Genomic DNA, 11,759 nt, shown 5'->3' with positions numbered 1-11,759 from the left:
CCTCATCTAAAAAAATAAAAAGACCACTCAATGAGTGATCTCAGAATATAGACAAAGTATATTTTGTTGTATCTTCAATTTTGACAATGGATAAAAAATACAATCCATCAGTTCACTTACCATAACTGATGGATTTCTAGAAAGTTACTAAATTGATGTTTATCTAGCTAAACTCATATATAAAAGTGGATATGGATTACCTTGCTCATCAACCTCTGTTCTTTTATAAACTTCAAACCCCATATATTCATAAAATCCTTTTGCAAGAGGATTTTGTTCATTAACAGCTAAATCATTAATCGAATATTTTTCGATTCCGTATTCAAGTAATTTTTTACCTGCCCCTTTTCCTCTTTCATGGTTAAAAATAAAAAGCATTTCCAGATGTTGACCCGCAATTCCCATAAAACCAATAGGTATTTGATTTTCGTTCTCTACGATAATTAAATGTGGTATTTCTTTTAATGCTCGTGGTACATACTTTTTAATTTCCTTTATTTCATTATTGGATAGAAAAAAATGCGTTGCACTTACAGAACTTTCCCAAACTTTTAATAACTGTTCTATCAATGCTGTATTTCTATCTTTTACTTCTATAATTTTCAATTTATTTTCCTCCAAAATTCAAATCTACTTGATTAGATCAGAGAAAACTGAGAAAAACGAAGTGCTGTACATTTATCCAAAAAAATTACAATATTCCCTAATTATAATTAATTTGCCTAAAACTGGCACACTACTTCATTCATGTTCCCTCCTAGCTTATTAATTACGTCGTTCTCATAACCGAGAAGTACTTAAATTTGCCTACCCTTTCCGCCACAGCGACATAATAAACAGACAGCAATCAGTTGATATAGATAAACAATGGAAAATGAAGGAGGTTTTCACTTCCTTTTTCATATTTTTGCGATTGATTAGTTGCTGTCCATCAAAGCATAATTTAAAACGATGAGAGAGATTTCTTCCCTTCGTTTATTTTGTCGATCCTTTTTCGCAATCTTTCGACACTATCATAATAAATCATTTGCTAGGTAGTTGATTGGTATAAAAAAGGTATAAAAAGGAAAGCATTTGGGTAGTAAATGGGTATAAAAAGTGTAAAAACTGGCTACTTAAAAGTAACCAGTTCTAACGATGAAGCAAATTGGATGATAATTCTGTTTGATTCTAGTTTGACAGATTCTTCGCTAGTATTATTTCTTTAAGCAGTTACATAAATGGGCAGACCATTGATATAACGATCATAGAATATCTTCTTCCGCCTTTCGGTCACGTCAGGCTTATGTGGATGCTGTATCGCTGAATAGCCTCGAACAAACAATTTATGCAAATACTCAAATTCTTCTTGTGCTTCTTCTTTATCGATCAGCATTCTTTCTGCTTCAAATATATGATCAGCTGTAGAGGGTGGAACCAAAGAATAAGATGCTGTAACTTTTGGCTCACGAGGCTGCCCCACTCTACATCTAGCCGATAGATATGCTGAAAGGAAAACACCAACATTGTGTTTCGTGCGTTCCATATCCACATCTTTTGCCTCTGGTGTCTCATACTTCTTTACATCGAAAAGTACCATCCATTGATTCCTCCAATTATGATATAATAATTGTGTCAGAATTATTAACCAAAGTCGGAGGAATCCGGCTTCTTTATTTAGATAAATTCTATAAATAAAAATTATTAGTTTTTGAAATTTCACTTTATCTGTCTATTTATTTTTTATTTTATTTTTATAATACTAAATATTGTGAATTTTTTTACAAACAAAACTTCAGGAGTAATATATGCCTTTTATTGTTTACTTTTTTATTTCTTTGTTAACTATCTATATTCCCCTACCAACAATAATGTTAATGTTTAATCGCCTTGCACACGAACATGACACTACTACGATGTTGCTTAAAATTTTTCTATCACTACTTGTAATTATTGATTACAAAATTAGCTTTTATTGGATATATAATTGTAAAATAAAAAAAAGATATTATTTCTACTTATTATTACTTAATTTAGTTGAATTTTTCATTCATTTTTACCTAAATTTACAATATCAAACAGCCAATCTAAAAATTATTTGTTCTTACCAAGTATTATTACTTTTTTGTATGATATTATTCCCTATGTCAAAGACATTCAAAAATTATATTTTCGGAGAAGAAAGTGACCAATAATTAATTGCTTTATACTTTTCTTGTAAAATTCCTTTTCTTTAACTTATTTATACATGTCTTTTTTAACATTACAAATAAAAGTAAATATATTATTTAATTTTATTAATCTACAGTGTCTGATTTTTATTCAATTCCTGCATTATATTTGGTTATTATCTGATAAAATGCTATGATCCTAATTGACCTAAGACTATTCAGGAAATGATACTATGGTTACAGTTAGCATGCTCTTATTTTGGATTCCAGTTTGCATTGGTATTATCTCTTTCTTCTACTTCACCAAGCACTCTAGAAAAGTGAGAATATTAGTGCTTTCTTTTTTACCCATAGCGTTTTTCATAGTAAAAATAATACGACATACCTTTTATCATCCCTTGTCAATACTGTTTTTGTATATCACAGAGTTATTTTTGTCTACAATTCTTTTTATTTTTGTCTTACGATATTTTTTTTAAAGTATTAATTTTCATGCTCTAATAATCACATCCTCTGTATATTTCTTTTTTCTTCCTACCTCTGAATGTAATAATAAATTGGATTTACCTAACGACTCCCTTACAATTGTGTTAGCTTTTTCTCAGACTTTAGTTTGATTTTTTTGATCATTCATTGATGTAATCTATTGTTTGAAAGGAATGATTTTATATGAAAAAAATACTGTCTTATAGCATAGTAGCTATTTTACTGTTAGGTGGAAGTTGGGTTTGGTACGACCAGACTTTTGCAACAACAGAGTATTACACTAAAATAGTTTCAAAAGGCGAACGTGTCTCCATTGGTAAAGGTAATGAAAGAAAACAATATCGGTATAAATACAACTTGCCAAGCTATACAGAAGATAATAAAGAAAAAGATATAGCTTTTGATTCTTTCAAAGATAAGCCATTAAAAGAGAATGCCTATCTTGTGTTACATGTAAATAAAAGTAAAGGAGTAGTAGGATGGGAGGAAGTCAATACTAAAGATATACCTTCTTCTGTATTGAACAAACTTGATAGTAACTAAGGGAGACGGTATTTCCGTCTCTCTTCATCTACTTGCCAGCTTTTAGAAGATGTCAGTTCGATGCTTCGTTTCATTGTTGCTTGCTTATCCACGCTCATTTCCCAATCTACTAAATTCCCTTTTTAAATACTCTGTACTAGAAAATTAAATTCTAACATTTTTGTCACTCATACCTTTTCTTAAACATTTTCATTTATTATTCAAAAATAAGGAGGAGATACTTATGAAAAGATATGGCATTTCTATTTTATTTTTTATTGTAAGCGTGATTTTATTTATGACTTCTGCAATTGTCGGTTCACATCTTGATGCAAACGGTATGTTGATTGAGCCTGCATTCTTTTGTGTTCCTTTAGGTTATTTATCATTTATGCTCTCCGTTTTTACCGCAATATATAGTTTCCCCAGAAATAAGTTCTACAAAAAATCAGCAAATTAAACGACCAATTGGTCGTTTTTTTAGCGAGATATCTTCCTACTTCTTCTCCATTACCGTAAATGGCACAATACTTTCTGACATGTAATTTACTTCATATTTGTATTCATTTACTTTAGCGCCTTCTAAATATTCAACCACATACACATTCCAATTAGGCATGTTCACAAGATGTCTTTTGTACTGTTTCTTCCCTGTTTCAACTAGAATAACGAGTTTCTTTTTATCTTCCGTATCAACATCTGTCGTAGACTGTCTTTACATATCATACAAATAGATAAATCCATGGTGTCTCATGTTCTGAGTCACACCAAAAGCATCCAACCTCTTAGTTAACTTCTGGAATGAATTTCTTTTTTCTGCTCATGCTTACTCATTTCTTGTTTCAACCAAGCCTGATTTGATTTTGACTGTTTTTCTTTTCTCAAATTTTTCCTTTTAAGTGAATTGATTTTATTAGTTTTTTGAGAATAATCTTTTACCTCCACTATTTTGCCATTACTCACATAGGCAGCTAATTCTGCCATTTCCTTTGATTCATAACGTTTAGCTCCCTTTAAGTTAGGAACTCTATATCCTTCTGAATCGACATAACACATTGCTTTTACAACGTATGCCACACTTAACCCTCCAATAGCTAATTTCTAAATGCTCTGCGTACTGTATACGCTTCGTTAATGATTTTCTTCAACGTATCCGATGGATAGATTCGACGACTTGTATTCTTGGTATCTTGTTCATATAACCAAGCAAGCTGTGCTAGAGTATCATCATCAAGAGAAAATCTCGGTCTTTTCTTAGGTGTCCCACCTGTTTGTTTTGGCTGTCCCACCTACACGACTACTCCTTTTGGTTGATTTTCTAAATATTTCTGTAACCCTTGATAACACTCTTCGAATGACAAAAGAGAACATTTCATCTTTCGTACATGAAGCTCTTCCTTTTTCTTTTTTTCCTTCACCAAAATATGTTCCAGCTTTGTTCGGTCTACGTATAGCGCATAATAAACACGCAACTTACTCCAGCTTGAACGATCATTTTTGATTTGGTCTTCGGTTAAATCTTTTAGCTGGCTATAAACAGCTTGCAAACATTGACGTTCATCACCTTGTTTGCATTCCCCCAGTTTTTTCACCAGTTTGAGATAGTTATATTCTTTCAAAATATCACCTCACGTTTAGAAAGGGACATCATCGTATCGATGCGCTTCTCTTTCTTTTCTGAGCCTTTCTTGTTCTTCATAGTCTGCCAGCCATTTCGGGATAGGTTCTTTTCGTGTTACGTTACGACTTGGCTGAGAGTTAGAGAAAGTCCTTTGGCTCTTCTTCGCTTCCCAATCTTCTTTCGCTTGGACTGCCTCCTGTAACGTAGAAACATTGTTTGACTTCCACGTAACAAGAATTTTATCCACGTATTTTTTTACCCCTTGCATTTCTACGCTATTCTCATAAGCAGATTGAAATGCAAATAAAATCATTTCTGATCCCCATTCGCGAATCCACGGACCTAATGCGCCTTGCAAAATGCCAGTAGGTGGTTTTCCCCAAGATTTTTGAATGAACTCGTACACGCCCATATCTTCTTCATAATCTTTTATTTTATTTAATTTACTTTTATTTCCTTTACTTTGGGGATTAATGTCATCATTAACTCTTTCATCTTGTGTATTAATGTTTGCATTAATTACATATTTAGTTGGTTTTGGTAATTTTCGTCTTTTTGTCGCTTCAAAGTAGGTGGCTTGGATATTCTCACTCGTAAGCACCTCGACCGAGTCAAACAGTTGTTTATCAAAAAAAACCCATTTGACTAAGCGGTTTACTATTTGATTGAGCATTTCCTTACTTACTCCTGGCAGGCGTTTTAAAAGAGTAGCTTGCGTTAAATCATTCCACAAAATGAAATATCCTTTTTTATATATCGCACAAAGCAGTTTGATTACCGCAATTTCTCCTTTAAGTCCAAATTCCCCAGCAATAGCCTCTATTTTTTCATCTTCGAAAACATCAACATCAAGAGGAAAATAATCAAGACCTTCTTTTGTTGGTCTTGCCACACTATCACCTCCTTAGATAAGCGAGGGGAAACTCCCTCGCTATAGTGGTGGATTCATATCATCGAACAATGAATCCTGTTGTTCGTCTGTATTTGCTGTTTCTTCGTATTCATCAAACGCTGATGATACGTCTTCCACTTTTTCTGCTTCTTTACGTTCTGGTATATCTTCTTCAACATTTGTATCGGATAAAATATCACCATTCTCATTGATATCTTTTACGACATTTTCATCAGTTACCGTTGCTTTTTGCATTTCCACTGATAGAATTCCCCATTTACTCAACATATTTCTTAAAACAGTTTTTTTGGCCATTGCATCAAAATCCTTCTTCCAACCAAAGTCAGATTTACTAAACTTTCGTTTATGCAATTCAATTTCTTGCTTTGTCCAATAAACAGTTTTTTTGAACCCATTCAATAATTCAAAATATCCAACATACCCGATGACTTTGTCAGATAAACGACCTTCTGGATCAAATTCAAACTGTTCCGTCAATCGATTCCAACCTCTTAATTCGCCTTCATATACTTCGATAACATTCAAAGACTGATATTGGCCCGAACGTTGTGCTAACTGTATATATCCTTTGTACCCTAACTGAAATTGGGCTTTTCCTTTATATGGAATAATCCATGCGTATCCTAAATTTTTATCCACTGGTAAATCTAAGGAAGCGGCAACCATTGCACTAGTAACAATGCTCATTGGATCGACAGAAGATAAATAAGAATCGTTATTTACCAAATTTAATACACTTGCCATGAAACCATCAGATTTCTCTTTCAATACTTCTTTAAATTTATTTTTCATTGTCGGTGTATTCATTAGAGCTTTAAGCCCTAATTTAGAAGGATCAACTGCTTGATTATTTTGTTCTGTTAGCTGATTCTTTAAATCTTTACTTGTTGCCATATCACTGAATCTCCTTTATCACTAATCTATTTGAAGTTGATAAGCTGTAAATTTCTTCATCTTTCATTACATATGGATATTTCTCTGCTATTTTCTTCAAGTTTTTTCGTTTAGAAACGACTGATTTTAAACAAATAATCCGATTAGGTGTGATACCTGTAGAGGCATTCTTTATTCCAAGTTCCTGGATAATTTGATTGTCGATTTGTCGAATACTCTTCTCTAGTTCCTTCTTATTTTTGAGTAACTCTTCTTTTTGATCGAGTAGAACATCATAATCAGCATGAAGCATAATTTCAGTTGAATCTAATTCCGAATAACGCTCTTTTAGAAAATCTGATGTTGCTTTACTTCCATCGATCAGTGGCTCTTCTCCGCCGATAATGTTCGTTTCCCAAAAATCAACTAACCGTTCTGTGATGATGTCAATCAGTTCTTGATCTCGTTCAACTCGTTTCCATATAAATCTTTGACCACCAATCAAAACAGCGATATAACAATAATCCTTGTTCAAAACATTCATGTAATGTTGCACTTGACACAAATAACTAAGTGGCACTTCTTCTCCTTCCCATTCTTTGCTAAAAAATTGATTCGCTGTTTTACATTCAAGAATGGCATTTTCTCCTACTACATCACGATCGATATTTGCTCTTAAGAAGGGATGTAACGGATGTTCAAACACTTGGTTTCTTCTACGGACCTTTTTGCCTGTTCGTTCTTGAAATTCTTTGGCAACAACTTCTTCTAAAACATTGCCCCAATAAGCTGGTTCGCTCTCTGAATCTTTTAATTCAATTTGACCCGTTTTCTCAAGCCATAATTGATAAGGGGATTTGTATTTATTCAATCCAAGTACTGTTGCGACATCAGAACCACCAATACCTCTTTTGCGGTCTTCGAGCCATTCTTGATGGCTCATGTCTAAAGTTGATTTACTCATCTTAATCCTCCTCAGTTTGTGGTCTTCCCCAATCTGGAGTATTTAGGTATTGATCTAACGATGAGGCAAAGTCATTCATTAAACATCATCTCCTTTGTAGCCTTACATGCAGGACAATCGCAATCATTAGTTCGTATACTTTCTTTAAACTTATCGTTCATTAGTGTTAGTACAATTGTTTGCAAAGCAAATGTTCCACCAAATACAACAGTTGCTTCATCTACACTTGGATCAATCGCCCCAAGAGTGATGGCTACATCACTTTCGTTACACTCATGTATTAGTTCTTCAATTAAATTTTTAATTTTTGGATTCATATGGTAAAATCTCCTTAGTTATGTTTTTTTATGTTACCGATTAGCGACGGCCATCGCTGGTCGGTCTTTTTTGTGTTGGCATTTTGAAACTTTCTCTTACAGCAGTAACAACTACTAAAGTTCCCCAATAAATCAGCGCATATGCCGGGTTGATACTTGTCAGTATGATTGCTACAAGACACATAAGCAAAGCGCTTTTGACAGTCATTTTAAAAACCGTTCTCATTGCTTCACATTCCTTTCTAATTAGTATTGCGTTCTTCCCATTCCTTCACTAACTCGAAGTCATACTGCAAAACACCTCGAACCCTTCGAGAAGGTAACGGATCATTTTTTGAATTCGTCCATTTAGAAATAGTAGCTAATGAGACACCGAAATATTCAGCAATGTCTTTAGCTTTCTTCCAAACTCTTTCTTTTGGTTGCTTTTTTTGAACTAAAGGGACCACTCTTTCCATTTGTGAAATCTTCATTTTAATTCTCCTTTCATGTATCCTTGACTGATCCAATAAGTTAAACGCTGCTCGCTTAGTTGACGAATATCAATTCCAAGAATTTCGCATAGTACACTGATAAGAGTCACTTCAATCATGATCTCGTCTAAAAACTCATATGCATATGAAATGATTTGCTGACGATCCTCAGCGGTTAAATAATCCTCATTTTTGAGAAGAATTTTTTCAACTTCTTGTTTCTTTTGTTTTCGCTCATCGGATTCTATCATTTGAAGCTTATCTAGTGACGAGGGGTCTCTTCTATAAACATCTCCATCAATTGATTTAAATAATCCAAAAAATTTATGGATTACATGGAGAGTAAAATCTGAATCTCGAAAATGATCAGTTAAAGCTTGAGCATTTTCTAACGTCACAGGCTTAGTATTATGTGGCGTTGTCCAATCACTCAATGACTGTTGAGATACATTAACTTGCTTTGCAATTTCTTTCTTCGTTTTGCCACTCTTATTTATCACCTTAATTAATGATTCTCGAATGACAGCTGATTTTTTTAACAGTTTGAACACCTCAATTTCTTATTCACACGTATATTAATACGAGCAATTTTTTTGTACTATTAATTTAAATAATCAAACAAAAGCTACTTCTTCTAGTTCATGTTGAAGGTCTTTATTGACTTCTTCAACTAACCGATCGAACTGATCATCAGTAGCACATTTGATGATGTGAACTAGTCTAGGCCTTGCATCGAGTACGATGTTTATTTTTTCTTGTTGTGTCATCAATAACGCCTCCTGTCTATTTTATTTCGTTACGTCTTTACTATTGTTTTTTGGCAATACTTCACTAAAAATAAACAGCTTATCAAAATCTTTTTCAGATAGATCAAAAGCTTTGAGTAATTTCGGAATGAGTTCTCCTCCAATTCCACGATCTCCGTTTAAAATTCGATAGACGGTTGATGGAGCAACATTCATCTTTTTAGCAAGTGAATAAGGATCATAGCCTCTTTTTTGCATCAATAAATGTAAATCATCCTGTTTAAGTAATGTTTTCATTTCCTCACCTCCATTGCCTTATGACAATATAATAATACTTTTCTTGTCATTTGGCAATGCTTTTTATTGCCAAATCGCAATTTTTTTTGCATTTATTGCCTAAAGGCTATATTCTTTAATAAGAAAGGGGCTTGATCATGGAATTTGGAGAAAAATTAAAAAAACTGAGAACTTCTAAAGGATTAGGTGTTAATCAATTAGCATTGAAATCTGGAGTTAGTGCTTCTCAAATATCTAGATTCGAAAAAGGTGAAAGAAAAGACCCTACTTTGGAAACCTTAAAAAAATTATCTTTAGCACTTGGTGTATCAATTTCGTATTTTGAAGAAAACTCACCTGTTAAAACCGAACTTATTCCTGATTGGGCTAACGAAGAAGATTTGATCGAACTAGACAAACTTCTAGAATCCAATGTGAATATGGCTTATGGCGGGGAAACATTAACTGATGAAGAGAAGCAAAGAGTAAAGGATGTTTTAACTGGTCTATTTTGGGAATTTAGAAAAGAAGACAAAAGTAAAGAGAAGTGATTTTCTATGGAGATGGACGTAATTAGTCTAGTCGGTAGACTAAAACAAAAATATAATTCTGCTAATCCCTTTACTATTTGTGAAAAAATGGATATTCAAATTAGATACGTTCCCTTTTTGAATAACCCAAAGGGGCAATTTCAAGAATTATTAGGACGCTCAATTATTCTTCTAAATCACGAACTGAAGTATTCTGAAGAACGGTTCTATATTTGCGCTCACGAACTTGGTCACGCTATATTTCATCGTGGGTTATCTAGCTATTACGTATCAACAAAAACATCCAGAAGTAAATCAGAGAGCGAAGCGAATTGCTTTGCCGCTAATCTCATTGTTTCTCTTTATAAAGAAGACAACGATAAATACCCTAGAAAAGTTGAGGAATTAACAAATTTGTATGGGCTTCCTGAAAGCGTGTATAGATTTTTAATTTAAATGGTAATAACCAAAGATTAGCCTTAGGGCTTTTCTTTTTAAACGCAAAAGAACATAAGTTCGTATAAAAACTCTATTGATACGAAGATTTTCTAAATTTTCGTTCAAATAACATCCCTCCCCTAAAATATTCTTATTATTAGGACTGAAATACGAAAGGAATGATGTCAGTGGCCTCCATTAAAAAATATTACTTAAAGAAATCAAAAGAATATCGTTATGAAGTATATATATCAAATGGAATTAATCCTGGTACTAAGCTACAGAAAAAGATTCATAAAAAAGGGTTTAAAAGTCACGAAGAAGCAGAAAAATTCGCAAAAATTGTTGAAGGACAAATAGCTTCTGAAGAATATATACAAAATAATCCTAAGAAATTAACTATAGAAAAATTCATGGACGATTGGATTAATAACTATAAAATGAATGTTAAAGAAGGAACAAGAATAGTTCATAGGGCAAATATAAAAATGTACATCAATCCATATATTGGAAAATATAAACTAGATAAATATACTAGAGCTGATCATCAAAGATTCATCAATCAGTTACTTACTAAAAAGGGCTTAGGTAGAACTAAGGAAGGTCTCTCAGTAACAACAGCCAAAAGTATCAATGCCACTCTTAGCAATGCTTTCAAAAAAGCTATTCAGTTAGGATATATAAAGAATAACCCTACTAGTTTTGTTGAGTTTCCAAGAAATCTATCTGATAAAAAGAAAGTTAAATATTATACTTTTGATCAATCTGAACTATTTCTCGAATTTGCCAAAAAAGAGAAATCATTTATATGGTATCCCTTTTTTCTTATTATATTTGATCAAGGATTGCGAAAATCAGAAGCTTTAGGGCTACAATGGGCTGATATTGATTTTTCTCAGAATACACTTAATATCAATCGTGAACGACTTGGGGCTGCTGAAAAAGGACCTAACAAAGGTTTAATTATTACAGATGACACAAAAACCCCATCTGGTACACGATCATTGCCTATGACAAAACGAGTAAAGAAAGCCTTATTGACTTTAAGAAATCAAGTAATAAAAGAATTTGGTTTTTTACCTGAAACAGATGACCACGAAGCATTTATTTTTATAAATACTTACGGTAAAAATAAAGGTATTCCAATAAGAGATCGAACCGTTAACGGTGCTTCTCATAGAATTGAAAAACATGCCAATCTCCCCCACATAACTGTGCATGATGGTAGACATACTTTTGCAGCTAGAACGAGACAAGCAGGAATACCTTTAGAAGATATCAAAGATTTTTTAGGTCATAAAGATGTTTCTACTACACAAGTCTATGCCCATATTTCTCCCGAAGTGAAAAAAAGATCAATGAATCAACTAGAAAACTATATAGAAGAGCAAATAAAAAAGCACTCAAATTGAGTGCTTTTTTTAAGTTCACTATCACTAAAACTATCACT

20 protein-coding genes and 2 pseudogenes are annotated in these 11,759 nt (G+C 33.0%); 7 read left to right on the top strand and 15 right to left on the bottom strand.

Translation table 11 applies throughout. The features are described from left to right. Nucleotides 1–159: 159 nt before the first annotated feature. Both AB3I42_RS03025 and AB3I42_RS03020 read right to left on the bottom strand, forming a co-directional pair. Nucleotides 160–606, bottom strand: coding sequence for a GNAT family N-acetyltransferase (locus AB3I42_RS03025; RefSeq protein WP_368022254.1), 447 nt, complete (start codon nt 604–606; stop codon nt 160–162). Nucleotides 607–1,111: 505 nt separating this feature from the next. Further along, nucleotides 1,112–1,579: pseudogene (locus AB3I42_RS03020) on the bottom strand (ArpU family transcriptional regulator). A gap of 208 nt (nt 1,580–1,787) precedes the next feature. Here AB3I42_RS03020 and AB3I42_RS03015 point away from each other — a divergent pair. The 4 genes from AB3I42_RS03015 to AB3I42_RS03000 all read left to right on the top strand — a co-directional run bounded on the left by AB3I42_RS03015 (nt 1,788) and on the right by AB3I42_RS03000 (nt 3,618). Next, nucleotides 1,788–2,174, top strand: a complete 387-nt coding sequence (locus AB3I42_RS03015) for a hypothetical protein (RefSeq protein WP_010737832.1) — start codon at nt 1,788–1,790, stop codon at nt 2,172–2,174. 209 nt (nt 2,175–2,383) lie between these two features. Then, entirely contained in the window at nt 2,384–2,629 is a 246-nt protein-coding gene (locus AB3I42_RS03010) for a hypothetical protein (protein WP_368022253.1), read from the top strand. A gap of 190 nt (nt 2,630–2,819) precedes the next feature. Beyond that, nucleotides 2,820–3,179: a YxeA family protein gene (locus AB3I42_RS03005; RefSeq protein ID WP_010737833.1), complete on the top strand. Its 360-nt coding sequence runs from the start codon at nt 2,820–2,822 to the stop codon at nt 3,177–3,179. Between the two features lie 223 nt (nt 3,180–3,402). Then, complete coding sequence (locus tag AB3I42_RS03000; RefSeq protein WP_368022252.1) at nt 3,403–3,618, top strand: DUF3955 domain-containing protein; 216 nt, start codon at nt 3,403–3,405, stop codon at nt 3,616–3,618. Between the two features lie 36 nt (nt 3,619–3,654). On the opposite strand, the pseudogene AB3I42_RS02995 reads toward AB3I42_RS03000, so the two are convergent. From AB3I42_RS02995 to AB3I42_RS02935, 13 genes and pseudogenes are all read right to left on the bottom strand, one after another. After that, nucleotides 3,655–3,855: pseudogene (locus AB3I42_RS02995) on the bottom strand (hypothetical protein); the annotation flags it as partial. A 92-nt stretch (nt 3,856–3,947) separates the two neighbouring features. Beyond that, nucleotides 3,948–4,235: a hypothetical protein gene (locus tag AB3I42_RS02990; RefSeq protein ID WP_368022251.1), complete on the bottom strand. Its 288-nt coding sequence runs from the start codon at nt 4,233–4,235 to the stop codon at nt 3,948–3,950. A 17-nt stretch (nt 4,236–4,252) separates the two neighbouring features. Continuing rightward, nucleotides 4,253–4,447 (bottom strand): hypothetical protein, encoded by a 195-nt coding sequence (locus AB3I42_RS02985; protein ID WP_161638245.1) that lies wholly within the window; start codon nt 4,445–4,447, stop codon nt 4,253–4,255. After that, entirely contained in the window at nt 4,448–4,777 is a 330-nt protein-coding gene (locus tag AB3I42_RS02980; RefSeq protein WP_113821206.1) for a hypothetical protein, read from the bottom strand. A 15-nt stretch (nt 4,778–4,792) separates the two neighbouring features. Then, nucleotides 4,793–5,671 (bottom strand): Lin1244/Lin1753 domain-containing protein, encoded by an 879-nt coding sequence (locus AB3I42_RS02975; protein WP_368022250.1) that lies wholly within the window; start codon nt 5,669–5,671, stop codon nt 4,793–4,795. A gap of 39 nt (nt 5,672–5,710) precedes the next feature. Continuing rightward, a complete protein-coding gene (locus AB3I42_RS02970; RefSeq protein ID WP_368022249.1) occupies nt 5,711–6,586 on the bottom strand; it encodes a recombinase RecT in 876 nt (291 codons plus the stop codon). Between the two features lies 1 nt (nt 6,587). Next, the gene (locus AB3I42_RS02965) at nt 6,588–7,529 is read right to left on the bottom strand and encodes a YqaJ viral recombinase family protein (RefSeq protein WP_088775714.1); all 942 of its coding nucleotides are present in this window, start codon (nt 7,527–7,529) and stop codon (nt 6,588–6,590) included. Between the two features lie 71 nt (nt 7,530–7,600). Continuing rightward, nucleotides 7,601–7,846 (bottom strand): hypothetical protein, encoded by a 246-nt coding sequence (locus AB3I42_RS02960; RefSeq protein WP_010718397.1) that lies wholly within the window; start codon nt 7,844–7,846, stop codon nt 7,601–7,603. A gap of 40 nt (nt 7,847–7,886) precedes the next feature. After that, nucleotides 7,887–8,072, bottom strand: coding sequence for a hypothetical protein (locus AB3I42_RS02955; protein ID WP_010718398.1), 186 nt, complete (start codon nt 8,070–8,072; stop codon nt 7,887–7,889). 16 nt (nt 8,073–8,088) lie between these two features. Beyond that, a complete protein-coding gene (locus AB3I42_RS02950; RefSeq protein WP_010718399.1) occupies nt 8,089–8,319 on the bottom strand; it encodes a DNA-binding protein in 231 nt (76 codons plus the stop codon). Then, a complete protein-coding gene (locus AB3I42_RS02945; RefSeq protein ID WP_034866881.1) occupies nt 8,316–8,870 on the bottom strand; it encodes a hypothetical protein in 555 nt (184 codons plus the stop codon). The genes AB3I42_RS02950 and AB3I42_RS02945 overlap by 4 nt, the downstream gene beginning before the upstream one ends. Before the next feature lie 63 nt (nt 8,871–8,933). After that, on the bottom strand, nt 8,934–9,086 hold the full coding sequence (locus AB3I42_RS02940; protein WP_167844238.1) for a hypothetical protein: 153 nt from the start codon (nt 9,084–9,086) through the stop codon (nt 8,934–8,936). A 21-nt stretch (nt 9,087–9,107) separates the two neighbouring features. Continuing rightward, nucleotides 9,108–9,362, bottom strand: a complete 255-nt coding sequence (locus AB3I42_RS02935; RefSeq protein WP_034698492.1) for a helix-turn-helix transcriptional regulator — start codon at nt 9,360–9,362, stop codon at nt 9,108–9,110. A gap of 137 nt (nt 9,363–9,499) precedes the next feature. Here AB3I42_RS02935 and AB3I42_RS02930 point away from each other — a divergent pair, with 137 nt between their 5' ends. From AB3I42_RS02930 to AB3I42_RS02920, 3 genes are all read left to right on the top strand, one after another. After that, nucleotides 9,500–9,892: a helix-turn-helix domain-containing protein gene (locus tag AB3I42_RS02930; RefSeq protein WP_034698495.1), complete on the top strand. Its 393-nt coding sequence runs from the start codon at nt 9,500–9,502 to the stop codon at nt 9,890–9,892. A 6-nt stretch (nt 9,893–9,898) separates the two neighbouring features. After that, entirely contained in the window at nt 9,899–10,327 is a 429-nt protein-coding gene (locus AB3I42_RS02925; protein WP_010718404.1) for an ImmA/IrrE family metallo-endopeptidase, read from the top strand. 170 nt (nt 10,328–10,497) lie between these two features. Next, entirely contained in the window at nt 10,498–11,721 is a 1,224-nt protein-coding gene (locus AB3I42_RS02920) for a site-specific integrase (protein WP_034698498.1), read from the top strand. Nucleotides 11,722–11,759 lie beyond the last annotated feature (38 nt).

Source organism: Enterococcus sp. C53 (assembly GCF_040887425.1).
GTDB classification, from domain to species: domain Bacteria; phylum Bacillota; class Bacilli; order Lactobacillales; family Enterococcaceae; genus Enterococcus_B; species Enterococcus_B hirae.
Note: the sequence above shows the minus strand (reverse complement) of the source record. Positions and strands in the feature narration are given on the sequence as shown.

What these genes read in the sequence shown, in the direction of transcription:
- AB3I42_RS03015 (WP_010737832.1), top strand. Translation starts at nt 1,788, where the DNA reads ATGCCTTTTATTGTTTACTTTTTTATTTCTTTGTTAACTATCTATATT.
- AB3I42_RS03010 (WP_368022253.1), top strand. Translation starts at nt 2,384, where the DNA reads ATGGTTACAGTTAGCATGCTCTTATTTTGGATTCCAGTTTGCATTGGT.
- AB3I42_RS03005 (WP_010737833.1), top strand. Translation starts at nt 2,820, where the DNA reads ATGAAAAAAATACTGTCTTATAGCATAGTAGCTATTTTACTGTTAGGT.
- AB3I42_RS03000 (WP_368022252.1), top strand. Translation starts at nt 3,403, where the DNA reads ATGAAAAGATATGGCATTTCTATTTTATTTTTTATTGTAAGCGTGATT.
- AB3I42_RS02970 (WP_368022249.1), bottom strand. Translation starts at nt 6,586, where the DNA reads ATGGCAACAAGTAAAGATTTAAAGAATCAGCTAACAGAACAAAATAAT.
- AB3I42_RS02965 (WP_088775714.1), bottom strand. Translation starts at nt 7,529, where the DNA reads ATGAGTAAATCAACTTTAGACATGAGCCATCAAGAATGGCTCGAAGAC.
- AB3I42_RS02960 (WP_010718397.1), bottom strand. Translation starts at nt 7,846, where the DNA reads ATGAATCCAAAAATTAAAAATTTAATTGAAGAACTAATACATGAGTGT.
- AB3I42_RS02955 (WP_010718398.1), bottom strand. Translation starts at nt 8,072, where the DNA reads ATGAGAACGGTTTTTAAAATGACTGTCAAAAGCGCTTTGCTTATGTGT.
- AB3I42_RS02950 (WP_010718399.1), bottom strand. Translation starts at nt 8,319, where the DNA reads ATGAAGATTTCACAAATGGAAAGAGTGGTCCCTTTAGTTCAAAAAAAG.
- AB3I42_RS02940 (WP_167844238.1), bottom strand. Translation starts at nt 9,086, where the DNA reads ATGACACAACAAGAAAAAATAAACATCGTACTCGATGCAAGGCCTAGA.
- AB3I42_RS02935 (WP_034698492.1), bottom strand. Translation starts at nt 9,362, where the DNA reads ATGAAAACATTACTTAAACAGGATGATTTACATTTATTGATGCAAAAA.
- AB3I42_RS02930 (WP_034698495.1), top strand. Translation starts at nt 9,500, where the DNA reads ATGGAATTTGGAGAAAAATTAAAAAAACTGAGAACTTCTAAAGGATTA.
- AB3I42_RS02925 (WP_010718404.1), top strand. Translation starts at nt 9,899, where the DNA reads ATGGAGATGGACGTAATTAGTCTAGTCGGTAGACTAAAACAAAAATAT.